Source organism: Paenibacillus sp. FSL R7-0340 (assembly GCF_038002205.1).
Taxonomy (GTDB): Bacteria; Bacillota; Bacilli; order Paenibacillales; family Paenibacillaceae; genus Paenibacillus; species Paenibacillus polymyxa_B.
The window spans coordinates 361148-386912 of sequence record NZ_JBBOBY010000002.1; the positions used below are offsets into that span (position 1 = coordinate 361148).

26 protein-coding genes are annotated in these 25765 nt (G+C 44.1%); 15 read left to right on the forward strand and 11 right to left on the reverse strand.

All coding sequences use genetic code 11. The features are described from left to right. Window positions 1–107: 107 nt before the first annotated feature. From MKX59_RS24490 to MKX59_RS24500, 3 genes are all read right to left on the reverse strand, one after another. Window positions 108–902, reverse strand: a complete 795-nt coding sequence (locus tag MKX59_RS24490) for an SDR family oxidoreductase (RefSeq protein ID WP_340859167.1) — start codon at window positions 900–902, stop codon at window positions 108–110. 162 nt (window positions 903–1064) lie between these two features. Then, window positions 1065–1415, reverse strand: coding sequence for a nuclear transport factor 2 family protein (locus tag MKX59_RS24495; RefSeq protein ID WP_023986948.1), 351 nt, complete (start codon window positions 1413–1415; stop codon window positions 1065–1067). 88 nt (window positions 1416–1503) lie between these two features. Then, entirely contained in the window at window positions 1504–2415 is a 912-nt protein-coding gene (locus MKX59_RS24500) for a helix-turn-helix transcriptional regulator (RefSeq protein WP_023986949.1), read from the reverse strand. Between the two features lie 423 nt (window positions 2416–2838). Between MKX59_RS24500 and MKX59_RS24505 the strand changes: the two genes are divergently transcribed. Further along, on the forward strand, window positions 2839–3405 hold the full coding sequence (locus tag MKX59_RS24505) for an NAD(P)H-dependent oxidoreductase (protein WP_028541035.1): 567 nt from the start codon (window positions 2839–2841) through the stop codon (window positions 3403–3405). 178 nt (window positions 3406–3583) lie between these two features. Here MKX59_RS24505 and MKX59_RS24510 read toward each other — a convergent pair whose 3' ends face one another. From MKX59_RS24510 to MKX59_RS24520, 3 genes are all read right to left on the reverse strand, one after another. Continuing rightward, window positions 3584–4102: a hypothetical protein gene (locus MKX59_RS24510; protein ID WP_076265261.1), complete on the reverse strand. Its 519-nt coding sequence runs from the start codon at window positions 4100–4102 to the stop codon at window positions 3584–3586. A gap of 219 nt (window positions 4103–4321) precedes the next feature. After that, complete coding sequence (locus tag MKX59_RS24515; RefSeq protein ID WP_076265262.1) at window positions 4322–4828, reverse strand: hypothetical protein; 507 nt, start codon at window positions 4826–4828, stop codon at window positions 4322–4324. 420 nt (window positions 4829–5248) lie between these two features. After that, the gene (locus MKX59_RS24520) at window positions 5249–5713 is read right to left on the reverse strand and encodes an AbrB/MazE/SpoVT family DNA-binding domain-containing protein (protein ID WP_023986953.1); all 465 of its coding nucleotides are present in this window, start codon (window positions 5711–5713) and stop codon (window positions 5249–5251) included. A 321-nt stretch (window positions 5714–6034) separates the two neighbouring features. Between MKX59_RS24520 and MKX59_RS24525 the strand changes: the two genes are divergently transcribed. Then, a complete protein-coding gene (locus MKX59_RS24525; protein ID WP_023986954.1) occupies window positions 6035–6610 on the forward strand; it encodes a hypothetical protein in 576 nt (191 codons plus the stop codon). A 115-nt stretch (window positions 6611–6725) separates the two neighbouring features. After that, window positions 6726–7097: a MerR family transcriptional regulator gene (locus tag MKX59_RS24530; RefSeq protein ID WP_076265263.1), complete on the forward strand. Its 372-nt coding sequence runs from the start codon at window positions 6726–6728 to the stop codon at window positions 7095–7097. Window positions 7098–7173: 76 nt separating this feature from the next. Here MKX59_RS24530 and MKX59_RS24535 read toward each other — a convergent pair whose 3' ends face one another. Continuing rightward, window positions 7174–9174, reverse strand: coding sequence for an oxidoreductase (locus MKX59_RS24535; protein ID WP_053324616.1), 2001 nt, complete (start codon window positions 9172–9174; stop codon window positions 7174–7176). A gap of 207 nt (window positions 9175–9381) precedes the next feature. Between MKX59_RS24535 and MKX59_RS24540 the strand changes: the two genes are divergently transcribed. After that, window positions 9382–9975: a TetR/AcrR family transcriptional regulator gene (locus MKX59_RS24540; RefSeq protein ID WP_340859179.1), complete on the forward strand. Its 594-nt coding sequence runs from the start codon at window positions 9382–9384 to the stop codon at window positions 9973–9975. A 133-nt stretch (window positions 9976–10108) separates the two neighbouring features. Further along, window positions 10109–10873, forward strand: coding sequence for a MerR family transcriptional regulator (locus tag MKX59_RS24545; RefSeq protein ID WP_023986957.1), 765 nt, complete (start codon window positions 10109–10111; stop codon window positions 10871–10873). A gap of 98 nt (window positions 10874–10971) precedes the next feature. On the opposite strand, the gene MKX59_RS24550 is transcribed toward MKX59_RS24545, so the two are convergent. Continuing rightward, window positions 10972–11448 (reverse strand): hypothetical protein, encoded by a 477-nt coding sequence (locus MKX59_RS24550; protein WP_023986958.1) that lies wholly within the window; start codon window positions 11446–11448, stop codon window positions 10972–10974. Between the two features lie 89 nt (window positions 11449–11537). Beyond that, window positions 11538–12017, reverse strand: a complete 480-nt coding sequence (locus tag MKX59_RS24555) for a GAF domain-containing protein (protein ID WP_023986959.1) — start codon at window positions 12015–12017, stop codon at window positions 11538–11540. 341 nt (window positions 12018–12358) lie between these two features. On the opposite strand from MKX59_RS24555, the gene MKX59_RS24560 reads away from it, so the two are divergent. The 8 genes from MKX59_RS24560 (at window position 12359) to MKX59_RS24595 (ending at window position 22080) form a co-directional block, all read left to right on the forward strand. Beyond that, on the forward strand, window positions 12359–12664 hold the full coding sequence (locus tag MKX59_RS24560) for a hypothetical protein (protein ID WP_028541032.1): 306 nt from the start codon (window positions 12359–12361) through the stop codon (window positions 12662–12664). 218 nt (window positions 12665–12882) lie between these two features. Continuing rightward, window positions 12883–13479 carry a GNAT family N-acetyltransferase gene (locus MKX59_RS24565; protein WP_023986961.1) on the forward strand — a complete coding sequence of 199 codons (597 nt, stop codon included), beginning with the start codon at window positions 12883–12885 and terminating at the stop codon, window positions 13477–13479. Continuing rightward, window positions 13463–14221 (forward strand): energy-coupling factor transporter transmembrane component T family protein, encoded by a 759-nt coding sequence (locus tag MKX59_RS24570; protein ID WP_023986962.1) that lies wholly within the window; start codon window positions 13463–13465, stop codon window positions 14219–14221. Before MKX59_RS24565 ends, MKX59_RS24570 begins: the two co-directional genes overlap by 17 nt. Window positions 14222–14378: 157 nt before the next feature. Next, window positions 14379–14966, forward strand: coding sequence for an ECF transporter S component (locus MKX59_RS24575; RefSeq protein WP_023986963.1), 588 nt, complete (start codon window positions 14379–14381; stop codon window positions 14964–14966). Window positions 14967–15022: 56 nt separating this feature from the next. After that, window positions 15023–16582 carry an ABC transporter ATP-binding protein gene (locus MKX59_RS24580; protein ID WP_340859185.1) on the forward strand — a complete coding sequence of 520 codons (1560 nt, stop codon included), beginning with the start codon at window positions 15023–15025 and terminating at the stop codon, window positions 16580–16582. A 175-nt stretch (window positions 16583–16757) separates the two neighbouring features. Next, complete coding sequence (locus MKX59_RS24585; RefSeq protein ID WP_023986965.1) at window positions 16758–18272, forward strand: MDR family MFS transporter; 1515 nt, start codon at window positions 16758–16760, stop codon at window positions 18270–18272. Window positions 18273–18881: 609 nt separating this feature from the next. After that, window positions 18882–20381: a glycoside hydrolase family 68 protein gene (locus MKX59_RS24590; protein ID WP_023986966.1), complete on the forward strand. Its 1500-nt coding sequence runs from the start codon at window positions 18882–18884 to the stop codon at window positions 20379–20381. A gap of 106 nt (window positions 20382–20487) precedes the next feature. Then, window positions 20488–22080 carry a glycoside hydrolase family 32 protein gene (locus MKX59_RS24595; RefSeq protein ID WP_068941392.1) on the forward strand — a complete coding sequence of 531 codons (1593 nt, stop codon included), beginning with the start codon at window positions 20488–20490 and terminating at the stop codon, window positions 22078–22080. 175 nt (window positions 22081–22255) lie between these two features. On the opposite strand, the gene MKX59_RS24600 is transcribed toward MKX59_RS24595, so the two are convergent. Further along, window positions 22256–22720 (reverse strand): MarR family winged helix-turn-helix transcriptional regulator, encoded by a 465-nt coding sequence (locus MKX59_RS24600; protein WP_013369372.1) that lies wholly within the window; start codon window positions 22718–22720, stop codon window positions 22256–22258. A 290-nt stretch (window positions 22721–23010) separates the two neighbouring features. Here MKX59_RS24600 and MKX59_RS24605 point away from each other — a divergent pair, with 290 nt between their 5' ends. Both MKX59_RS24605 and MKX59_RS24610 read left to right on the forward strand, forming a co-directional pair. Beyond that, window positions 23011–23445: a hypothetical protein gene (locus MKX59_RS24605; protein WP_023986968.1), complete on the forward strand. Its 435-nt coding sequence runs from the start codon at window positions 23011–23013 to the stop codon at window positions 23443–23445. A gap of 206 nt (window positions 23446–23651) precedes the next feature. Further along, window positions 23652–24989 carry an amino acid permease gene (locus MKX59_RS24610; protein WP_340859191.1) on the forward strand — a complete coding sequence of 446 codons (1338 nt, stop codon included), beginning with the start codon at window positions 23652–23654 and terminating at the stop codon, window positions 24987–24989. Window positions 24990–25009: 20 nt separating this feature from the next. On the opposite strand, the gene MKX59_RS24615 is transcribed toward MKX59_RS24610, so the two are convergent. Further along, a complete protein-coding gene (locus MKX59_RS24615) occupies window positions 25010–25642 on the reverse strand; it encodes a LysE family transporter (protein WP_023986970.1) in 633 nt (210 codons plus the stop codon). Between the last annotated feature and the right edge of the window lie 123 nt (window positions 25643–25765).

Here is a 25765-nt window from a genome sequence, read left to right on the forward strand (position 1 = left end):
ATATAAAAGCCTATCTGATGGACATAGATAATACGTTTTGCGTATGTCTGCTCATTAGATGGGCTTTTTTTTCACCTTTTGCGTGATTGTCAGATGAAAATAAAGTTTTAGACCGTTGGAACTGTTCCACCGTCAATATTATATTCACTTCCTGTAATTGAAGCGGCCCGGTCGGATACCAGAAAAGCAACAAGCTCAGCGACTTCTTCTGGTAGTCCTGGACGACCAATTGGAATTCCTCCCAACGAGTCCATCAGTTGCTTTAATGCACTTTCTCGGTCACCTGTCATCTCAGCAATTCGATCAATCAAACTTTGTGCTGCCTTCGTTTCGATAAAGCCTGGCGCAACTGTATTAATACGAATGCCTTGAGGTGAAAACTGCTTGGATAACCCTTTGCTGTAAGTAGTTAAAGCTGCTTTGGCCGCAGCATAAGCCAATGTTGCATCATATAGCGGCAAGCGACGTTGAATGGATGAAATATGAATAATAACACCGGAACCCTTTTCCACCATAGCCGGCAGCAGTCCACGGTCTAAACGGACGGCAGCAAACAGATTGGCGTTAAAAGTTTGCTGCCAATGCTCGTCTGTCAAGATAAGAGCTCCCCCGGATGGGGCTGACGAGCCTCCAACATTGTTGACAAGAATATCTACACCGCCTAGGCGCTCAAGAACACTGTTTACTACTTTATCTACACCTTCAGGCGTACTAATATCGGCTGGAATAAACAGGTCTGGATTTTCTAAATTAACTGGAGTCGTTCGAGCCGTAGTTATTACGGTAGCACCTGCAGCCGTAAGTCTCTTAGCAATAGCCTCTCCCATTCCTTTGGTACCGCCTGTGACCAAGGCTCTTTTGCCTTTAAACTCACTTAATATGCTTTCTAATTGAAAACTCATGCGAATAATTCCTCCTAAATTTTACAATGTGGTTGAGGAATACCTCTAGGTATCTCCACTCCGAGAATAGAGTTGGAGTTCAGTTTGATCGGTACTCTGTTCACGTATAAAAACAACATAAGCAGGCATATTCGTTTTCCCTTTCTTATTTTTTAAATTCCTTTATGGAAGTGTAATAATCAGTTCTTTAATTTTATTGTTGTTTACTAGAAATTGATGTTTAAGGAGGAGTGGGTCGGGAAGATTCGATTTATCAAAGTCTCCGTCTACTTTCGCAATTACGACGATGGTATTATTACTGTCATCCATATCCACGATCTCGAAGGTGACATTCGGCTCCAATATTTCTGCTTCACACCATGATTTTATGGCTTCCATACCTTTGATTTCGCGATGATTATCCAAGATCAACGCATCTTTATCGAAAGCGGAAGTAAATACTTCAAGCTGGGATTTGTTCGCTGATGTAAAGTAAGTTTCTACTGCCGGTGGCATGGTTTTATGTGGATTCATTAATCCTTCAACCTCCTATGGTGAGTATGTTGTGAGCGATAACTTCAAACTCATCATAGCAGTAATAATATGACTACATGGTGTCATATTATAGAGGATCATTTAAATTTCTTTTCATCGTTTCTAAATGAGACAATATTCTTGTACGTACTTGTTCGGGGCTAACCTCTATAAGGAGGGGACCAAAGGACAGCAGATAACTGTCCAGCCAATTGCCTACAGGAAATTGTGCCGTGACGGTATAAGAGCCGTCTTCCTTCTGAGTAATTGTTTTCTCGGCAAATTCATCGTATACGCGGTAAGCTCCTTGAGCAGAAATGTGAAGAGTTACTTCAATGGTATGAAGCAAGTCGTTCATCTTTGTATCTGTAGATGCTACGACCGTTCTTGGCTCATAACTAATTTCGGTAACTGCAATCTCTTTCATTCGGCTAATCTTAAATACACGATGACTTTCGGTATTTAAACAGTAACCTTCCACATACCAGGATTTATCTTTAAACAAGAGCTTGGCAGGTTCGACGCTACGATAACTCTGTTCCCCGGCGACGTTATAATAGCGGAACTTTATAACACGGTTTGTGATTATTGCGTTGCGTATAAGAGTGAATAGCTGTCTCTGGCTGTTTTGGCTTCCCCATGGCGAAAAATCTACTTCGATCCAGTTTCCCATGTCTTTTTTAAAAAGCCTACTCAACTTGTTTAGCACTTCTTCTACCTGTGGGATGGTAGCTGTAGCCACACTCTGAAGGGCCATTAAGATATCATCTTGTTCCTGCTCGGACAGTAAAGAGGTGTTAAAGACATAACCCTCCATCAATGATATTCCGCCACCCTTGCCTCTACTGCTGTAGATGGGAATCCCAGCTGCGCTTAAGGCATCTATGTCCCGATAAATCGTTCGTGTGGAAACCTCAAAATGCTCTGCCAATTCATCAGCAGTCACTTTTTTCTTATGGAGTAACATATAAACGATTTCAAAATGTCTGCTTAACGGCATACGCTTCACCTCTCTCAGTAGCATACAACTTATAATATGACATTATAAAGTCATATTAAGTGATTGCTTGACATCACACCATGATGGACATCAATCTGTTTAAAACCAACTGGGGGACTTAATTTACTTTGAACAGCGATAATAACACTGTTTTGGGATCAGACCTTTTTACAATCTTTTATATAAAGTTGAACAAAAAGCACTTGTAAAGTAAAAAGGAATATACTATACTGAGGCCAATCATTAGTAATTGATCAATCACTAACTAAGCAACGGAGGTGATATTCATGAGCAGGATACCGCTAAAGTTTACTCAAACGTATCTTTATCCGAACTATGGATTGAGCATATTCAGTTGATTGAAGGAGTACGTAGTTAAGTAATTGATCAATCACTTATTTTAAAGTAAATGGAGGAGAGAACATGAAGCATCTTATTATTTACGCACATCCATCCGAGGGAAGCTTTAATCATGCAATTTTGACCACAGCAGTCGAGGGGCTAAAGCAAAAAGGACATGATGTGGTTGTTCGTGATCTATATGCAATCAACTTTCAACCTGTGATTAGCAGCAGCGAGGTCATTGAAGGAATCGGAGAAGATGTTGTACGGGAACAGGAATTTTTGCAATGGGCAGAGGTAATCACCTTTATTTATCCTATTTGGTGGACGGGGATGCCAGCTATTATGAAGGGGTATATTGACCGTGTATTCTCTTATGGATTTGCTTATAAATATGTAAATGGAGTGCAGATGGGAATGCTCAAGGGAAAGAAAGCTATTATCCTCAATACGCAAGGAAAATCACATGCGGAATATGCTAGCAATGGCATGGATCAAGCACTTCGCTTGACGTCCGACAAAGGTATATTTGAATACTGTGGGCTTGACGTCATGTATCATCTGTTCTTCGAGTCGGTACCCCAATCCGATGAGGATACACGTAAAGTGTGGCTTCGCCAGATTGCAGACATGGCCAGCAAAGCCTAATGGAAATATGTTTAGGAGCAGAGGATTAAGAATTAGGGGAATCGAAGTAGCCAGTGGCTAATCCAAAAGGCATCGCGTGCATTTGCAGGCGACGCCTTTTTGTTTGGTCCAATATTGAATGTGTTCCAATCGACACTCGCTCATGGCAAACGGCAATTGCTACAATAAGGGTTGGGTATTAGTTTTTCCGATTGGCGCTACGAGATCCACCGGAAGGCCACTGTGATCCACCACCTTGACCATGTTGAGGCCACCACTGTGATCCACCACCCTGACCGCCACCTTGACCATGTTGAGGCCACCACTGCGACCCACCGCCCTGACCGCCGCCTTGACCATGTTGAGGCCACCACTGCGACCCACCGCCCTGACCACCGCCTTGACCGTGAGGAGGCCAAGGCGATCCACCGCCTTGATGACCGCCCTGACCACTGCTTTGTCCTGGAATAGAAGGCATACTTGGATAAGGGCCTTGTGCCTGACTGATTTGAGTTACATCAATATATGATTGTGTACCATTAGGATATAGCACTAACATTGATTTGTTAGCGGGATCTACGCTTTTTACAAAAGCAACGATCTGTTGACCATTCACAGTAAATATTCCCCATAAATTAACAAAATTGCTCACTTCAGTAGTGGTCGCGAAATGTGGTTGTAACGGCCCCATCGAACGATGAGAAGAATGTTTAGACAAGGTGTGTATCTCTCCTTTAGATTGAATTTTGTGACATCATATGTGCAAACGTACTTGTTGGAATGGGCAATGTTGCTACAAGATATTTTTTTGGAAAAATTCATTGTCCCAAAAAAGTGTGCTTTTAGCGACTACTAAAAACATACCTTTACGAATGAAAAGCATTTGGTTTATAGCATCATGGATGAAATCGAGATAAATGCATCTTAGAGAATTTAGTTAATCAATTGAAACAATTTTCCATGCACCATCTTTATCTTTTTCTAAATAGAAGGTATATCGTATATCGGGTGAATATCCTTCTTCATTATTCAGCCGTTCCCCTACAATGGGTATCAATATCCGATTATTTTCTTTCATAGCTTCAGCAATACCAGTAAACTTCACCGGATGATCGAAGAGGTAATCGTGACCTGTTCCAACGTCTGGACCGAGCGCAGCATGGAATTGATCCAAATCTTTTGACACGAAGGCAGCTATTGCTGCTTTGAGTTTTGCTATCATGGCATCCTCAATTAGAGGGTCTTTAACATCATTCCATTTGATCTCGTCCAAGTTTTGCAGGGCGGCTGGTTGATCTGTTTCTTCTTTTACTACCGTTTCTGAGGTTGTTGGTATTGTTCCATTGGTAGATGTATCCGTTGTTTCCTGCTTTCCACAACCAGCAAACACACTTACACTTACGGAAAATATAAGAATAGAAATAATTTGAGCAGGTCTGTTCATATTAGATTCACCCATCCTTATTTACAACCATATGTAAAAACAGTTTTACTTTTTTTGTGATAAATCATAGTTGTAAAATTTTTTTTTACATTATTGGGGTTAAAGTGGATTAATTGAAAAATAACATTAGAAGTGTGTGGTGGTTTACTATAGAAAAATGAATAAATAAATGAAATGACCTTCTCTAATTAAAGAAGGTCATTTTTTAATTCAGGAACCATTATTAAATGTAGCACAGCCTTCTGCTTATAGGCGTTCTCGCTTGCAAGTCATTCACTAGTTCTTTATACCTAGTGTGGAATTTTCGTATGGACGTTCATGCGTTTTGTCGGTTAGCTATGATGCTGCGTATCACGGTTCAAAAGTAGCTGCACATGATGAAATCTCTGGTGTATATCTATGTAGGGTATCAAGCTGTAGTTAGAGCATTTTTTTGAGCTGGGATATACGGGCTTGGGAAACCTCAAGTATTTTGGCATATTCGTGCTGTGCTGCATTGGGGTGTTTTTGCATTAATTCTTTTAGACTTTCGATCATCTGTTGTGTCGATCGCCGCAGACGTTTGGACTCTTTATTAGATCGTTGTGAGTTGGATAAAGCTGACTTGGCTGGTCTTAGGATAGGGCTAAAATGTATTCCCTTTTTTAAACTTTCAATACATTCCCCGCAAATAAAGCTGTCTCTAAAATAAGTTAATTGTTCTGTTGAACCACACATTTTACACGTCACCCCAGTATATTTTCGAAAGGCGAGAATACCAGTTTCCTCATCTGCAAAAATCTCAACAGGATCACCCACATTATAATCCATGGAAATTCGCATTTCTTTGGGGATAACGATACGGCCTAACGCATCTAGGGGACGTGTCATACCTGTACTTTTCAAATGATAACCTCCTTTTTTATATCCTTATAATACTAAATAGTTATGATAAAAAAGAATAGGCTTAGAGAAGCAATCGCATATATTTAGTAAACTGTTGAAAAGTATACAAGTAATTTCCAAAATATGTTTTGTTATTGGGGGAAACGTGTTGAGGAGATTATAAAGAATTTCCGATATATATTCATAAAGAATATTCTAGTTGGCAATGAAATTGTTAGTAACACGGGATAAGGAGCTGTGAATTACATATGAGAATATTTCAGTTTTGGAAGAAGAATAAGAAAGCTGTAGTGGCAATCGATTTGGATACTGCTATTCGGTGTGTACGATTGGACGCAGTATAAGGCGGTGCGAATACTAACTCGATTAGCACGTGAAGGTCTTCAGACCGACCAGATTGTGGACGATATTATCAGCCATGTCGACGATTTTCGTTATGAGGCACAGATGCCCACGTTCTATTTTCTGTCTGGACTGACGGGCAATAAGAAGGTTGCTTCGCTGCTGCAAAGGCATTTCCTTGAGAATCTGGAATACGATCCGATTGATGCCTTTGATATTTTCGAGAATTTGTACCGTTGTTCGCCGGATGTTGCCATGAGGCATGCCGATTTTCTCAAAGCAATTGCCCGCGGTGAAGGCCTAGAAGGCCGTTCTCCCTTGCTGGATGGAGCTATAGGGACTACCGATGAGAATGGCAAGCAAGAGTACCACTGGCCCGACGATGAACCTGTCGAGGAGCATCACCAATTACGAGCTGCCATATTTTATTATCGGCTGCACCCTCTGGATGAGGAGGTTAATCGGCTGTTGGATCATTGGGAAGTGAACCATCCGGAGGAGAATGTTAGGAGTTGTATTGGGAAATTGAGAGAAGAAGGACAGGGAGAGGGCTAGCTTTTCTGCTAGACGAATATCGGAATCTTAATTTTGCACTCTTTACTATGAAAACTTATACTTATCGTTAAAGCTGACTTGAAGAGAAAATAAAAGAACGAGGAGGGGAATAACCATGTACTCCATTAAAGAAGTTCAAATCAAGAGCGGATTGCCCGCATCCACCCTTCGTTATTATGAAAAAGAAGGCATATTACCTGATGTCGGTCGGGATGAAGGTGGAAGAAGGGTATATACCGAAAAACAAATCGATTGGATTAGGTTCCTTATGGCTATGAAAGATACAGGGATGACTATTGAAGAAATTAAGGCATACCTTGAGCTAAATGTAAAAGGAGAAGCCACAATCCAAGAGAGAAGAGATTTCCTTGTAGCCCACAAAAAGAAAGTGGAAGCACATGTGGCACAAACGCAGCACAATTTGGAGAAAATTATTCAAAAGATAGCTTTTTATGATCATGTGGTTATGGGGAAAAACCTCTCTTAACTAAGCAATTGCTGCAAAGGTAAAAAAGCCAAAGCCGCCTGCTTACATAGTAAACGGCTTTGGAGGTAGCGGGGTACTATATATTTCTAGTAACCTCATAGGCGTCCCAGACAGCATACATAATATTTTGTACTTGCTTGGCATCGCCGATTAAGTAGGACTCGGAAACCTCATTTTGAATGTCTTCATAAAGCGATTGCTGAGGAGTATATCCTACAGCCAGAATCGCTGAATCTGCGTTTAGAATCGTTTCTTCACCATCTTTATTTTGAAGAACGAATTCTTGATCGTTGGCATCGACAATTTTGGCGTTGGTCAGGAGATGGATATCCTTGTATGCAACAAGGTCACGCAGCATATCTTCATTTGCATGGCATAGGGGGCCGCCGACGGTTAAAATATCTTCTTGCATTTCCACCAGCGTTACTTTTTTACCTTGATCAGCAAGCCAAAGTGCAGTTTCGCATCCCACAAGCCCACCTCCGACAATTACGGTGGAAGCACCGGGATCTTTTTTCCCAAGCAAAACTTCTTCTGCGGAATACACCTTAGTAGATGTACCAATGGAGAAGGTTTTGGGAGAGGAGCCGGTAGCAAAAATAACAACATCTGCTGCATATTCATTTACGGTAGTCCGATTAACCTCGGTATTCAATTGGACGTCAACTTTTAAATCCTTTAGCTCCCCTTCATACCAGGTCGCAAGTAAATGATCGTCTTCTTTGAAGTCTGGAATTCCACCCGGGATCAGATTACCTCCCAATCGGTTATTTTTATCGAATAAGGTAACGTGGTGTCCGCGAATAGCAGCTACACGGGCAGCTTCACATCCTGCGGGTCCTCCACCGATCACCAAGACTTTTTTGGACTGATCTGCTTTTCCGAGTGCATAGTCTTTTTCTCTGCCGCAAGCCGGATTAACGGCACATGAAATCGTTGCAAAAGATGCCAATCGACCCATGCAGCCCTCCTGGCAGGAGAGGCAAGGACGAATCTTTTCTATTTTCCCGGCCTTGATTTTGTTGGGGATGTCAGCATCAGCCAACAATGGCCGACCCAGTGCAATCATATCGGTTTTTCCTTCACGTATAGCCTTGCTGGCCAAGTCTGGATTATCCAATCTGCCAGCAGTAATGACAGGTACCTTTAGAATGGTTTTTAAAATTTTGTTATAAGGAAGATAGAGTCCTTTTTCCTGATACATTGGTGGATGTGCCCAATACCATGAATCGTACGAACCAACATCACCATTAAAAGCATCATATCCAGCTTCCTCTAATATTTTGGCCGCTTCAATTCCTTCTTCAATATCCCGTCCCTGTTCCTGAAACTCTTCGCCTGGCAATCCACCCTGACGCCAATCTTTAATAAAGCTTTTGATGCTGTATCGAAGAGATACCGGGAAATCCTGTCCACATTCGGCTTTGATGGCTTGGACGATCTCTATGGCAAATCTTAAGCGGTTTCTCAGATTTCCGCCGTATTGGTCTTTCCGATGGTTAAAGAAAGAAATCGCAAATTGATCCAGTAAATAGCCTTCATGAACCGCATGGATTTCAATACCGTCAAAGCCTGCCTTTTTGGCAATAGCCGCAGATTCCGCAAATTTTCTGACGTAGGTGTGAATTTCATCGATAGTTAGCTCACGACAGATTACATCGGGAAGCCAGCGATGAGGGATAGGAGAGGGAGCGACAGCCGTTTTACCTACAATTGAAGGGATGCTTACCCGTCCAAAGCCTGCGGATAATTGTAGAAATATTTTTGTGCCGTATGCATGAATCCGCTCCGTCATCATTTTACCCGTTTTAACAAAATTTAAGGGGTTTAGAGTAGGGCAGGGCATTGATGGCAGGGCACATTTCTCAATTTCATTCTCAACCATCGTTACACCTGTAATGAGCAGTCCTGTCCCGCCTTTTGCCCGTTCAACATAATATTCGACGCCGCGCTCATTAAAGGTGCCATCGGCATCACAAAGCCCACCAGGGCCCATGGGAGCCATGACAAACCGATTTTTAATTTCTAGTTTTCCAATTTTCATAGGCTCAAATAAAATTCGATGCTCTTCTTTCATAACAATGCCTCCTAATTATGAATCGACCATTTCAATGAATCCATTCAGTGAATGAATTCATTGAATGGATTCAGTATAGGACGGTAGCGGACATTATTATGTGATTGTTTTCACAATTAAACAAAATAGCATTTCTTATTATAATTAAGTAACATGGACAAGGCATCGAGGATAGGAATGTTTAGAATAGAAAGGAAGAGTAGGTAAATGCCAAACCAACAATTGAGTGGACGAAAGCTGCAAAGCCTGCAGACTAAAAAAAATATATATAACAGTACATTAGAGCTAATGTATGAAAAGAGTCTGGAAAAAATTAGAATTGAGGATATCTGCCGGAGGGCCGGAGTGTCTGTGGGCTCATTTTATAATCATTTCAAGACTAAAAGTGATATTTTGGTGGAGATGTATGCACAGGCCGATGACTACTTTGAATTGAAATTTAAGAATGAACCACCTTCAGAAAGTATTGTGCAGGATATTATTCAATATTTTGAAGTTTATGCGGAATATAATCAGAATATTGGTTTAGAGACGGTGAAACAGTTATATACAACTAATAACAAGCTTTTCATTACTAAGGGTCGTGATATGCAAAATATACTTCAACAGATTATAGAGAGAGGACAAGCTGCAGGAGAGTTGGATCAAAGCATGACATCCGAAGAGATGACAGACTACTTATTTATTGCAGCTCGTGGGGTCATGTACAACTGGTGTCTTCATGATGGCGACTCGAATTTAATTGTAAATATGCGTGAATATATGAGTCGTCTGATCACGATCTTTAAACAAAAGAATTGATTGTATCCTTGTCACAGGGACGGTTCATCACACGCTTAACGGGTAAAAGTGTAGTACCAAGGTGGGCAAGTGGGGGTGTTGACTCTCACGCCACGTGAGACACTAGACTGTCAAGCAAGGGAGGTGAAGCGGAATGGCCTATACGGTAAAGGAAGTATCTAATCTGTCGGGAATCAGCGTACGAACTTTGCATTATTATGATGAAATCGGATTGCTGAAACCGCATCATATTGGAAATAATGGATATCGCTATTACGAACAGGAACAACTTTTGAGGCTTCAGCAAATCATGGTGTACAGGGAACTGGATTTGCCTTTATCTGAAATTGGAAAGGTGCTGGAGCAAACCAAGGAACAAAAAGCCGAGGTTTTACAGGAGCATCGAGCCAAGGTCGAGGCCAAAGTCTTCCGCTTGCATACTCTCCTACAGACCATCGACGAAACGGTGGCTCATTTGAAAGGGGAACAAGCAATGAAACCAGAGCACATGTACCAAGGGTTTAACCCGGAAAAGCAGGAAATGTACGAACGTGATTTGACAGACCGTTATGGTCAAGAGGCTCAGGAAACAATTCAGGAAAGCAAGACGGCGACAAAGAACTGGAGCAAAGAGGATTATTTGGATTCACAGGCAGAGGCTGATCAGATTCATCGGCAGCTGGCTGAAGCCATGAATAAAGGATTGAAGCATAATAGTGAAGAAGTACAGGCGCTGATCCGCCGTCATCTTCAATGGGTAAGCCGATTCTATACTCCTACAGCAGAAATTTATAGCGGGCTGGGAGACTTGTATGTGGAGCATGAGGATTTCAGTAAAATGTATGAAGGCTATCGCCCCGGACTAGCTGAGTATTTGCGAGACGGGATGAAGGTTCTAGCCAAACGGGAATTAAATTAACAAAGCGGGGAAGAAGGGCTGTAAAAGGTCTGAAAAAGAGGTGAACAACAAGCCAATTCCGATGGCCTGCTGTTCACCCTTTTTGTGTGTAGAGCAGTTTACATGCTGCTTTGTGTCGCTCTCATGCCTTGCTGGCTGTTGTTACCGTACTGCTGCATGCCACTACCGCTTACATAATGCTGTCCAGTCGTCCCCATGTGTTGCGGGAAGCTGTGATTCATGTGGCTTCCTGCATTATAGGAGGATGGTTGCATACTGCGTGAGGCGTAGCTATCGCCAAATCCGGGCTGAGTCATTTGACTGCTGGAACGGATGGAGTTTTCCAACTGACTACACAGTTGAATAACTTGCTGGTACTGCTGCATAGCCTGCTGGTGATGCTGAATTGCAGTTTGGATCATTTGAGCTGCACTTCGTTCACGTTGCACCAGGCTTTCAAGACTGGATGCATTTTGTTGTTCCTGTTGCAGCAACTGCTGATACATGGCAGTTCCTTGCTGTGTTTGTTGTACCAATTGCTGCATGATTTGTTCACATTGATGAAGTTGTTGTTGTGGAGCCATGTTGTTGTACATGAATCATCAATCTCCTTCGCCGCATAATTTTGGGTTTCAGACCCTCATTTATTGTGGCGAAGGGAGACCATATATATGCACAATTTTGGTTACAAGCTAGACACCAGAATAGCCGTAAATTCCTCTAGGAATACACGATCTTCGTGATCAAAGCGGCCTTTTAGCGGGCTGTCAATGTCCAGCACTCCAATCAGTTCCCCATTCTTGACAAGGGGAATAACGATTTCACTATTGGAAGCAGCGTCACAGGCGATATGTCCTGGAAACGCATGCACATCATCTACAACAAGTGTTCGTTGCTCAGCTGCTGCGGTACCGCATACGCCACGTCCCAATGGAATCCGTATACATGCAGGTAAGCCCTGGAAAGGACCAAGTACAAGCTCAGTACCATCATAAAGATAGAAGCCGCTCCAGTTAATATCTGGAAGGAAATGACCAAGTAGTGCTGAAGCATTCGCCAGATTGGCAATGGTATTGGATTCATCATGAATAAGTGCCCGGAGTTGTCCGAGAACCGATTCGAATTGTTCATGACGTGTGCCCTCGTAAGGTATGGTTTGAAACATGTAGAGTTCACGCTCCTAACATTAAATTTTTACATTAACTGTTGTATATATCGTCAAAAATAGGTAATTATGCAATTCGCTTTTACCATTGGTTAATTAATTTAAGATATAACGATTGTATATATTCAGTCAAGTGAAAAATCACTCTGTAACCTTTTGGTATCTCCGTACTCTAACCTCTGTACAGAATCATTTTGGGAAGGGGATAAGCTATACGTTTTAGCGGGGCAAACAGTATAGAAAGTAATCCAGCAAGGGTTGCCCTCATCTGTTTCCAGCTTATCCTCTATGGGTAAAAACAGTGTAACATGGTTGGCCTAGGCCAGGGAGGAGTTGCAATTATGCATGCAGATGTTCAGAACTTGTTTATCCGTATACAGATGCTTTCTTATGCACATCAGAACGATCTCACGGTAAGAGATATTCAACCTGTGTTGGAAGAACGCGGTTACCGTGTAGGAGAACGTGAGGTCAAGCAGGAGCTTGAAAACTTGACGCAGGAAAACTTTCTGACACCGCATGATGATATGTTTAGCATTACCGGTGCAGGGATCGATGAATTACAGGAAATTCAGTCGATGCTAGGCGTACTGTACAAGGATGTTGTGAAGAAACCGACTCGCACCAATACCCGAGTCTCTTCTTAAAGGCTTAGAGGCTCGATAATTTTGATTTGGAAGACAAGCTCGCACAGTTTAATCTCTTATAATATAGAAGATGCCCTTCTAATTCCTAATCCTAGGAACAGGAGGGCTATTTATATATTTAAGCTTCTCAGCTTTAAATAAGGTTGTGTTTGTTAAAGGTGTATGCTTAAATGTAGCGTATATTTATTGTCATTTTAATGTTGGAAGGATGATTGAACATGTGTGCATATGCATGTAAGGGGCATATACCACCGCTGGAAAGTCCGCGTCTTCGGCTGCGAAGGATGGAAAGCGGGGATGCGGCTACGATGTTCGCTTGCTGGTCTGACCCGGAGGTTCACCGTTATATGAACCTTTCTGGTATGTCAGGACGTGAGGATGCAGAGGATATGATTGAGTTGTTGAATGAGCTGGCGAAGACGGAGGATGCGCTGCGCTGGGGAATAGAACTGAAGGAGAATGGGAAGTTGATTGGAAGCTGTGGGTTTAATTATTGGCAGACGGAGGGAGCTTATAAAGCCGAGATTGGTTATGAGATAGCCAAGCCTTATTGGCGTCAGGGTTACATGACCGAGGCGCTACGCTTGGTGCTGTCATTCGGGTATAACACGATTCGGTTGAATCGGATCGAAGCGCTGGTGGACCCGCGTAATACAGGCTCGCAAGCCCTGCTGTCCTCGATGGGCTGGACACAGGAAGGACTGTTGCGGCAGGTACAGCATACATCTACAGGCTTTAAGGATATGCTGATGTATTCTTTACTGCATGAAGAATGGCTCAGACTGGAGGCACAACGAAATGCTGTTTCAGTATAACGGCGGTTCGTCGCCGCTGCACAGGCTAGGGCCGTTAAGTAAGCTAATATGGGTGGGGTGCTTTAGCCTCCTGTCAATGGCTTGGGATTCGACGCTGCGGGAAGCAGCACTCTTGGCTGTACTGATTGCTGTGGCTGGCTTGGGCGCACGTTTGACCTTAGCACGCCAACTTCGGGCTATGTCGTTCCTGATTGGTTTAGGTATCCCGTATTTTATACTGTCTATCCTAGCGATTCGAGAAGGACATACCGTGGCTTCATGGGGACCCATTGTCATTACAGCAGAGGGACTGGATATCGCAGGGGCGTTAACGTTGCGGATTTTTGTGTTGTTTTTGGCATCTTATATCTATCTCTCGACGACGGATCCCCGAGATTTTGTGCAGGCATTGAATCTGCGCTTGCGTGTTCCTTATCGGTTTGCGTTCGGTATTTCAGTGGCACTGACGTTTCTCCCCTTATTGGAAGAAGAAGGGCGAACAATTATGGCAGCACGGCGTGTTCGTGGACAGGAACCACCACGAGGGTGGGGCAATCGGTTATCATGGTGGAGCGGGTATGCGGCTGCCGTGTTGGTGAATGCTGTAAGACGGGTTCAGCAGACGGCGCTGGCTATGGAGGGCAAAGGTTTCGGCGCTTATGCAGAACGGACATATCTTCGTACACTGAACAATGGGCGTGTAGGCAACTTATGTGCTGTGACTGCTGTATTAACTACGGCTGTTTTATGGTGGAGCTTATAAAGTGAAGCCTCTTATTTTTGTTCTTATTGTCAACCTGTAAAATATAATTAGGTTGACAATAAGGCTGCAAATGAATACATTTATACAGTAGCAGCTTGTACAAGGATCAGAGCTGTAATCTTATAGATTAGATAGGGAGAGGAGTCAAGAAATACATATGAAGGAATCTCGTATGTTTGCAAAGTTTACAACGCTGGATATCGTACTCATGGCGATGCTGGCCACGTTGAACGGCGTCATGACCGTGTATTTGTCGCTCATTAACAAAACATTAAACAGTCTGGGAGGGCCTATCGCAACTTCCGCTATTGTCGGGCTGTACATGATATACGGCTTGTTGGCCTATTATATTATTCGTAAGCCGGGTACGGCGGTTATTGCTTATGCATTTGGCGCGGTAGTGCAGTCTTTTATGGGCTCCGCCTATGGAATTGCTTCTATTATCGCGGCGGCTGTCTGCTATATGATTGCGGCTGAGTTGGTATTTGCCTTGTTGCGGTATCGGCGCTGGAACGCAGTTTCGCTGATGCTAGTGGGTGGGGCTATGGTTCCGCTGTGGTTTATTGTCGCAGCCAATATGTTTGGCTATATGCATTGGGGGTGGAAGGTGCTGACGATTGCACTGGTCGTTCGTATCCTGAGCGGCATTGTCCTGTGCGGTCTGCTGACGAAAGTGCTGGGCGATGCCTTAAATCGTACGGGACTGTTAAAACGGTTTGAACTGGGACGCGCTTCACGTGCATAGCCGTGGCTATGCATGTGGTTATATCTTCAACAATGGGGATCGAGGATATTTCAGTTATGATTGAACATAGCGATTATAATTCTAGCCGTAAAATAGCCGTATCCTTGAAGAATTTTGGCTATCGGTATGATGATCAGGTAGAGCCAGCGTTACATGGTCTGACACTGGACATTGCGGTGGGTGAGCATGTAGCCATTGTCGGAGCTAGTGGAAGTGGAAAGTCTACGCTATGTCAGCTGCTTCATGGTGGATTGTCCCGTTCCGGTGAGGGCGAACGGACAGGGGAGCTGACCGTGTACGGGATGGACCCCGATATCGCTGATCTGGCTACTGTCGCCACCACTGTTGGCGTCGTGCTTCAGGACCCGGATGCCCAGCTGGTGCAGGGAATCGTCGAAGATGAGATTGCTTTTGGGCCGGAGAACCTGCGCGTGCCTCCGGCAGAAATAGCGCAGCGCATTGCTGCTGCGCTGGAGGCCGTCGGCCTAGCTCCCGAGCGCGACTCCTTCGTGCGGCGCCTCTCGGGAGGCCAGCGCCAACGCACCGCGATTGCTGCGGTACTGGCGTTGGAAGCGCCGCTGGTCGTGTTCGACGACGCAGCTGCGCAGTTGGACCCGCCGGCTGTATGCGACTTCGTAGAGTTATGTCGGCGGCTCCATGCGGCAGGCCGGACGGTGGTTACCGCGTCCGGCCGCATAGACGATGGCGTGCGGGCAGCGCAGCGCGTCATCGTCTTGAAGGGCGGGACCGTACAACTACAGGGTCCGCCCGAAACGCTGCTGCGCGAGCATGGTGCGCAGCTGGTCGCCTTGGGGCTGCTCCCCTCTCCCGCAGGGAGGGGAGACATGCCGGGTGAGCCGGAGGTGAATCCCGGCTCAGCGGCAGACCGCGCTGGGCAGCCATTGTTGGAGGTGAAGGGATTGACCTTCACCTATCCCGGTAGCCAGCGGACAGCGCTAAAGGGCGTGAGCCTAGCTCTTGCGCCCGGTGAACGAGCCGTGCTGCTGGGTGAGAACGGCTCGGGTAAAACCACGCTCGGCAAGCTGCTCATGGGCCTACTCCCTGCACCGGAGGGGTGCATGCGGTGGGAGGGGCAGGATATGGCGAAGCTGCCAATTCACCAGCTGGCTGCCGGAATCGGCTATGTGTTCCAGCAGCCAGAGCACCAGTTTGCAGCTGCAACGGTGTGGGAGGAGTGTTTATACAGCGTGTGCGCCAAGCTTGGTTTACGGACCGGGGAGCCGGTTCCCGCCGCATATGTGGAACGGGCGCAGCGCTTACTGGCCGCCGCCAGGCTGGAGCACAGACTGGATGCCTCCCCGTACCTACTAAGTGGAGGCGAAAAAAGACTGTTGAGCGTTGCGGCACAGTTCATCTTGCCCAAAAAGCTATACATTCTGGATGAGCCTACCGCAGGAACGGATTACGAAGGGGCGAGAATTCTGCTCCGTATGTGCACAGAGCAGTCTGCCGAAGGTGCGGCTTTTCTGGTCATCACCCACGATATGCAGGTGGCTGAAAGCTTTGCCAGCGATGTTCTGTGCATGGAAGAGGGTCATCTCTATAAAGTGGAAAATAGTGAGATTTATCATACGATTACAGTTGACAAAAATTAACGACATGTAGACAATAATATATATACATCGTACAAAACAGGCGGCCTATATAGGCCGCCTGTTTACGATTATGCAGTGCGGGTAATAATCCAATCTGGAAAGGCAAACCGCGCACAGATACAACACAGTTTTTATAAGGGAAGGATTTGTGATTTGCTTGGCAAACGATAAACCCATGAAGCGCGGACTCGTGCTGACAGGTGTTCTATTGGCCACTTTTCTGGCCGCAATTGAAGGAACGGTTATCGGTCCGGCGGGACCGACGATTGTTAGCGAGCTGGGCAGCGTGAATTTGCTCAGTTGGATTTTTACGGCATATTTGCTGACTATGGCTGTGACCACACCCATTTTTGGCAAGCTTAGCGATTTGTTTGGCCGAAAACCCATATTTTTAATCGGCTGTTCGTTGTTTGTACTTGGCTCTTTGCTTTGTATGCTGGCTGGTAGTATGGAGCAACTTATTATCTACCGGGCCATTCAGGGTATTGGTGCGGGTGGTGTCATTCCCGTTACTTTTACCATCATCGGTGATATATACAAAATGGAGGAACGCGGCAAAGTCCAAGGCATGATTAGCTCCGTATGGGGGATTTCTTCCCTGATCGGGCCTCTCTTGGGTGGTTATGTGGTTACCTATTTTGGCTGGGAGTGGATTTTCGGTTTTAACGTTCCCTTTGGATTGCTGGCTATGTTCTTCATCGCCCGTTACTTGCGGGAACAGGTAAGCAAGCGTACTGCGCGTATCGACGTGCCGGGAGCGGTTACCTTTACCATCGGGATGACAGCCCTCTTGCTCGTATTGGCACTGGGCGGGCAGTATATCGGCTGGGCTTCTCCTGAATTGTTGGCCTTGGCTGCCGTAGCCATTTTGTTCCTGATTCTGTTTTTGGTTATCGAAAAACGCGCTCAGGAACCGATGGTGCCACTAAAGCTATTTCGGATACGGGATATCGCTTTTTCCTGTGCCGCAGCACTGCTAGTCAGCACCCTGCTGATCGGACTGACTAGCTATCTTCCACTATGGATTCAAGGTGTACACGGTGGAGATGCCGCTTCATCTGGTCTCGCGCTGGCTCCAATGTCCGTAGGCTGGCTATTTGGCTCCATGATCGGAGGACGCATTTTGCTGACCCTGGGCTCACGTCGAACCTCTTTGATTGGGCTGACCCTGATTGTTTTGGGGGCTTTCGTCATGACCTTGATGGGCCAAACGGCTCCGATCTGGCTGCTGTTCCTGTCTACATTGTTGTATGGACTGGGGTTTGGCTTCTCGATGACTGTGTTTACGATTATTGCCCAGTCCTCGGTCGGGTTCCAGTTGCGTGGCGCGTCTACAGCTTTGAATACATTCCTGCGCACGTTGGGGCAAACGATCGGGGTTGCAGCCTTCGGTTCATGGCTGAATTATCGCATTGCTGCCCAGACAGCAGACGGACAGCTTACACAGCAAGGGGTAACGCAGGAGGATATTAACGGTCTGCTTGCACCTCATGCTTCACAGAGTCTAAGTGACAAGGTTGCTGGATTACTTCGTTCTGTATTGGAAAACAGTCTGCATTCTCTGTTCGTTATCATGGTCGTTATTGCGGTTATTAGCTGGTTTGTCGTCCTCGGACTGCGGAACCGTCCGCCGGGCACTGAAGAAGAGGCAGATCAGCGCGTAAAGACACCACAAAGAGAACATGCATAAAAAATAATATTAATCTTTCATGATAAAGAGACAGTCCGGTACACCAAATAAGGGTCCGGGCTGTCTCTTTATGCAATGGTCTCTCCTCCTACTGATTCAGCAAAATAGCCACCTCGTATAGGACCGATAAATTCCCCAGCATACAAAAAGGAGATGAAAACCCCCTAGAGTTGCTATATATTCATAGGGTATAGGTAACAAAATGGTAAAAAAGTCTTAAGAAATTGTAACAAAAAATATGTTTCTGAATTGAGCTGTAGGGTACTAAGGAACCATTTTTTTGAACCCGCTTACAAATCGGGCTTTGTATGATTTATTTTAGAACGATTTTGCATGTGAATGAAGCAACCAACCTAGCAAAATGGGACACGGAAAAAAATCAAGTAGCAAATTTTTCTGAATGTAATAAAAATGAAAAATATAGGAATTTTCAGAAAATTACTAGGAAAATATGAGGATGAAATTCAAGAGGCACCTGTTTGCTTACCTCACATAATAGGGCTTTTCAGTCTATATCAATCGTTTGACATACCATATAAAATGGCCCTACCAACCAAAAAGTTGGGTTTCAAATCTAGAAGCATAATTAGATTAAGGGAGATGGAGTACTTGAAGTTTAACAAATGGTTCAGTAAAGCAGCCACTGCAACAGTAGCAACTACCTTGCTGTTAGGAGGCGGCGTTCAGGCTTTTGCCGAGGAAAATGATGCATCTGATCTCAAAACAGACAATGCATTTACCCAAATTACGCGTAATGACATGCTGAATATTTTCAAACAGCAAGGCAAAGAAAAATATGAGGTTCCGTCCTTCGATGCGTCTACAATTAAGAATATTCCTTCTGCTATTGGTCGCGACAGCTCAGGCAAGCTAATTGATTTCGATGTCTGGGACTCTTGGCCGTTACAAAATGCCGATGGCACAGTAGCCAATTACAAAGGGTATAATATCGTTTTTGGATTGGCAGGCGATCCTAAAAGAGGCGAGGATACATTCATATACCTGTTCTATCAAAAAGCGGGCAATACTTCACTGAGCGGCTGGAAAAATGCCGGCAGAGTATTTAAAGACAATGATAAATTGCTTGCCAACGATCCGATTCTAAAAAATCAGTCAGAAGAATGGTCAGGTTCAGCTACCTTAACCTCTGATGGACAAGTACGTTTATTTTATACCAGCAGACAGCCCTATGATCCGAATAACAAATTATACGGCAAGCAAACCTTGAGCACGGCTCAAATTAATGTCTCTCAGCCTGACGATAAGACACTGAAAGTAGATGGAGTCGAGGATTTGAAATCGATCTATGACGGTGGAGATGGGAAAACCTATCAAAATGTGCAGCAAAGCGTCGGAGTGGATATGGATAACCATACGTTTAGAGACCCTCACTATGTCGAGGATCAAGGCCACAAATATATTATATTTGAAGCCAATACAGGGACAGAGACAGGCTACCAAGGCGAAGATTCGCTTCAAAACTCAGCTTATTATGGCGGCAATAAGAAATTCTTCAGGGAAGAGCTTTCTAATCTGCAGCAAAGTCCTAAGAAAAAAGGAGCTGAGCTGGCGAACGGCGCACTGGGCATCGTTGAATTGAATGATGATTATACGTTGAAAAATGTAATGCCTCCTTTGATTGCTTCCAATCTGGTAACAGATGAAATTGAACGGGCGAATGTGTTCAAAATGAACGGTTTGTGGTATTTATTTACGAGTACGAGAGGTTCCAAGGTGACTGTAGATGCGATCGGAGACGATGATATTTACATGCTGGGTTATGTTTCTACTTCCTTGACAGGGCCTTATAAACCGTTGAATGGAACCGGTCTCGTTCTTCATCAGGATCTGGATCGTGATGATATTACCTGGACGTATGCCCATTTTGCTATCCCGCAAGGCAAAGGCAATAACGTAGTCGTTTCGAGTTATATGACTAATCGAGGGCTTTTCCCGGATCACAAATCTACTTTCGCGCCAAGCTTCCTGCTGAATATTAAAGGCTCGAAAACGTCTGTTGTGAAAAACGGTATTTTGGAGCAAGGGCAAATCACGGTTGATCCAACGAATGACAAAAAAGAATCTCCAAATGAGTATGGGAAGAAATAAGTAGGTATATGCAGTATGTCCGAAGGCGGCGGTTTGGTAGCTTACCGATCTGCCGTCCGTCGGACGATACATAACAATGCAATGAGAGGTAAGGAGGATCGTCATAATGAGAAAAAAAGCTCCCAAGAGCATTTGGATACGATCCGTTGTAATCATCACAGGCTTAACTATATTTATAGCTATGGGATGGAGTATGTACCAAAAGGATGCAGCCAAACCCCAAAAACCTGCTGCAATTCCCAAAAATCAAGCTAATCAAAGTAAGCATACAACACCGACCTATCGGGCATCCTATCATTTTACTGTTCCGGATAAGTGGAAGAATGATCCTCAACGGCCCATTTATTTTGATGGAAAATATCATTATTACTATTTATATAATCGTGACTATCCCAAAAAGAACGGTACAGAATGGCGACATGCCACATCAACCGACCTGGTACATTGGAAAGATGAAGGGGTGGCGATTCCCAAATATACGAACCCGAATGGAGATCCTTGGTCCGGTTCGGTCGTGATCGATGTTAATAATACCGCGGGTTTTGGAAAAGGCACTCTAGTAGCCATTGTGACGCAGCCCTCCGCAGATGGCGGAAAGCAGGAACAATTTTTGTGGTACAGTAAGGACAAAGGCAAGACGTTTACTTCTTACCGCAACAAGCCTGTGATGTCCAACCCCGGTACAAAGGACTTCAGAGATCCCAAAATCATCCGAGATACTCAACGTAATCAATGGGTGATGGTCATGGCAGAGGGAACAAAGATTGGCTTTTATGAGTCTGATAATTTAAAGAATTGGCGGTATACGAGTGGCTTTCAAACGGAAAATATCGGGCTTGTGGAGTGTCCTGACCTTTACCGGATGCGTGCGGATGATGGAACCTATCAATGGATTCTAGGCGTGAGCGCCAATAGCAAATCAACAGGCGGGCCCAACACGTATGCCTATTGGACGGGAGATTTTAATGGAGAAGCATTTCTCCCTGATCACAGTGAACCTGAGTGGCTGGATTATGGGTTTGACTGGTATGGTGCAGTTACGTTCGAGGAAGGAAAAGACAAAGATAAATATAGTCACCGTTATGCTCTGGCCTGGATGAACAATTGGGATTATGCCAATAACACGCCTACCCTAAAGGAAGGCTTTAATGGAATGGATTCGATTGTTCGCCAAATTCGACTGAAACATACGGCAGATGCTGGATATCGATTGGTTTCACAGCCGGTACCCAATTTGGAGCGATTCCAAACATCCAAAAAATCATTAGGAACGATTAAAGTAGAGGGTACTCACCGGCTTCCGGTAGCAGGCGATGCCTATCAGCTAGAGGCGGATGTCTCTTGGTCCACGTTAAAAAATGTAGGATTGAGGCTTCGAGAGTCGACAGATGGCAAGCGTCATGTCGATGTGGGTGTCTCAGTGGACGGTCAATACTCTTACGTAAACAGAGCGAACACGGGGCAGCCGGATCAGAGTGGAAAATATGTAGAGAGCAAGGCGCCTTTTGATCCCGATAAGAAAAAGGTCCACCTGAACATTCTCGTCGATAAAACCAGTATTGAAGTGTTTGTCGATGGTGGAGAAGTAGCTTATTCCTCTTTAATATTTCCACGGTTAGAGGATCAGAAAATCACTCTGTTTTCCGATGGCGGTCCAGCAATTTTTAATAATGTAGTGGTCAAACATTTTAGTCGATAGCAGGTACTTATGCTGCTCGTAAGCTTGGGCATATTTCGCTCTATTCAGGTATATGAAAAGTCCACCCATGAATATAAGGGTGGACTTTTCTGTGTAAATCTAAATTTTTGTTTAGCACAGCTATAAGATTGTTCGTTTATTCACAAACGATCAGTTGCTAAAATTACTATTCGTTCTATTTGTGATAAGGTGACAGGTTATCAGCGCTACGGCCCAATTTTTTGAGCAAGCCGATGAGTTGATCTCTTTCGGTTTCACTGATTCCGCTAAAGGCACGTTCAATCTGACGTGTATAATCAGGATAAATTTCGTCCATGACACGTTGTCCTTCGTCCGTCAATTCTGCATATATAATCCGACGATCTTGGTCGCACGGGTGACGGTGCAAATAACCGCGGCTTTCCAGCTTGTCAATAACATAAGTGACATTTCCGCTTTGCAGAAGCAGCTTTGCTCCAATTTGTTGGATTGGCTGCGCGCCCTTGTGATATAAAACTTCCATCACGGCGAAGGCCGTTGGGTTGAAGCCCACCGTTTTGATGCCAGCAACCGCATGTTCGTTTACACTTTTGAATGACTTGGCAAACACGCTATACAAATGCATGGATTGCTGTGTCACCAATGTTCGGTAATCTATCATCTTCATTCCGCCTTTATGTATGGATTTGGGCATCCTTTGACCGCTCGGCTCGGATGACCGGGCAACCATACCCTTGTTACTAGCATAAAGGGATTTACGTAGCGAAAACATGCGATTTGTCACAGTAGCTGCTTTTTTAACTATTTAATTTCAAAGCTTTAAAGTAAATTTTTGAAAAATAAAGGTTTTGAATGTAAAAATACTGTTCCGGTTGGTTATATTAAAAATAACATACCTAACCTAATGAACCCCAATTAACAAAATAAGCTACTTCAGAGGAGATGAAACACATGGATACGGGTTCTTTCCGTTTTCAATTTCGTGATCCGCAGCAAGCCACCCAAGCCTGTGAAACATTAAAGGAAATTGGATACTCCGCCAGCACAAATGGTGACACAGGTCTCAGTGTTCATATTGAGAACCAGGATGTGTTGTCTGCATTGGAGATTTGCCAAGCCTATGAAGGAAGTATGATTGAGGTAGGAACTCTTTTCTCTAGACCGGATGCAATTCCCGATCTGCAAGGAAATGTCGGTGTACAAAATCCAGGTTATAGCCCGGAGGACTGGATTATCCCGGCGCACACGATCAACGAGGATTGGAGTGAAGCGTATAAAAACGGTTCCTCTCGAACGTACAGCAACACAACTGGGGAGCACAACGTCAGCTCTGATCAACAACCGGAAGACGAAGTGGATGGATTTTCTGGAAGCATCCATATTTGACCCAAATGATGACGCTATGTCGATTAGGCGTTGTTTATGTTCCAAATGTTTTGTGAAGTAAAAAGCACCAGTAAACCTTGAGCGGGTTAGCTGGTGCTTTTTTATTGATAAAGAAGAGTCATTCATTCACATGAAATATATTGGAGAGGGCAATCTAAATAATGGAGAGATCTGTCTCAAAATTCAGGAGTAGGGTGATTTTTTAAATGGACAAACCGTCTGATATGCAAAAAGAACAAAAACTAAAATGGTGGCAACTTAGCTTGTTAGGAGTTGCAGGTACTATCGGTACAGGATATTTTCTGGGGTCCGGCTTAGCGATTTCTATTGGCGGTCCAGCCGTACTGATTGCATACTTTTTGGCAGCGGTTGGAACATATGTAGTGTTTGATGCTCTTTCGCGAATGACGGCAGATCATCCTGAACAGGGTTCCTTCCGTTCCTATGCCCAAAAAGCATTTGGAAGTTGGGCAGGATTCGGCAGTGGCTGGGTATATTGGTTTTCGGAACTCCTTATTAATGGGAGCCAGTTAACTGCGTTGTCTATATTCTCACGTTTTTGGTTTCCTCAGGTACCGATGTGGATCTTTGCGGCAGGCTTCGGGATTTTAGGGCTTGTGATTGTTTTTTTTGGCAATAAGGGTTTTGATCGAGTTGAAAATGTATTGGCCATCATTAAGATGGCAGCTATTGTTATGTTTCTGGTCTTGGCCGTTGCTCTTTTGGCAGGCTGGATCGGAGGAGGAAAATATAATCCAAAGTTCCCCATCAGTTACAAAGAGTTTTTCCCTACCGGCGGTATAGGATTGTGGTCATCTTTTATTTTTGCCTTTTATGCATACGGAGGTATTGAAGTGCTCGGAATTATGTCAAATCGGCTTCAAAAACCGGAGGATGCACCTAAAGCAGGAAAAGTAATGCTGGTTACACTGGTTGCAGTGTATGTGCTTTCGATTGGTCTGGCTGTGTCTATGGTGCCATTAAGTGCCTTTAACCCGAAAGAAAGTCCTTTTGTGCTTGCGCTCAGCAGCGATCATCTGGTTTTTATGCCTCATTTATTTAATGGAGTGCTTATTATTGCAGGGTTCTCAACAATGACAGCATCCCTATATGCAGAAACATCTATGATGATTACGCTCGCACAGGAAGGAGATGCCCCCACATTATTTTCACAGAAGTGGAAGGGTAAATATCCTCTTTATGCACTTAGTTTGATCTCCGTTGGATTAATCTCAGCCATCGTAATGTCGTTGCTACTACCGGGAAAAGTATATGAATATATCACTACTGCAGCGGGTTTAATGCTGTTGTATAATTGGTGCTTTATTTTGCTGTCTTCAGGTAAGCTACTGGAATCGAGTAGATCAAACCATATTAAACGTTGGATTGGATTATTGTTGATAGCTATGGCTGTGGTCGGATCATTTTTTCATAAGCTTAGCCGCCCGGGAGTTTACATCAGCTTATTGCTTGTCTTGTTAATTGCAATATGTGACCTTATCGTACAATGGGTTCGCCGAAAACACACGAAGGTATCTCGGTAATTTTGCCAAGAAGCCAAGAGTTAGCGTAAAAAAAGTAATTGAAATGCTTGTACACCAAAATAAAAGCCAAAACCGATAAGAGATAATCCAGACATCCAAGAGATGGTTTTAAGCAATCCGGTTTTTAGAAACCTACGGAAAATACTTGAAGCGGCTGCCATAGTCACATCCCAGAGTAACACACCTAATACAATCGCTCCGCTAAAGATCATTAGCTGTTGTACTGGATATGAATTAGCGACGTTTGCGAGTATGGACCCGTAAATCCCAAGCCAGAACAGGATGGAGAGGGGATTGAATAATGACATCAGGAAACCCGCTAGAAATGAGTTGGTTAGGGTATTACCATTTCCCCTTAATTCAGATTCTGAAATCACGCCAGCATTTTTAATACTTTCAAGACCTGTATACACAAGCACGAAAAAACCAAACATCCATAAAAAAGCTTTGACAAACGGGGCATTAAGAAGGTGGATCATTCCCAAATAGACAAGCAACATATAGATTATATCTGCGGTTATTGCACCAAGCCCAATAAACCAGGCATGCCAAAACCCATTCTTAATACCTCGATCCAACTGTGCGGCATTAATCGGTCCAATGGGAGCGGAAAGTGACAAACCAAGAAAAATATAACTGATAAAAGTATTAATGTCCTTTTTCCTCCTTGAGTAATATTGGATGTTATGTATTTGTCTATTTAAGTTTATTCGGACAAACTCATCTGTAAGACCATTTTTTTGTACGTATATTGCAGGAGTAGCCTCGTTATTGCC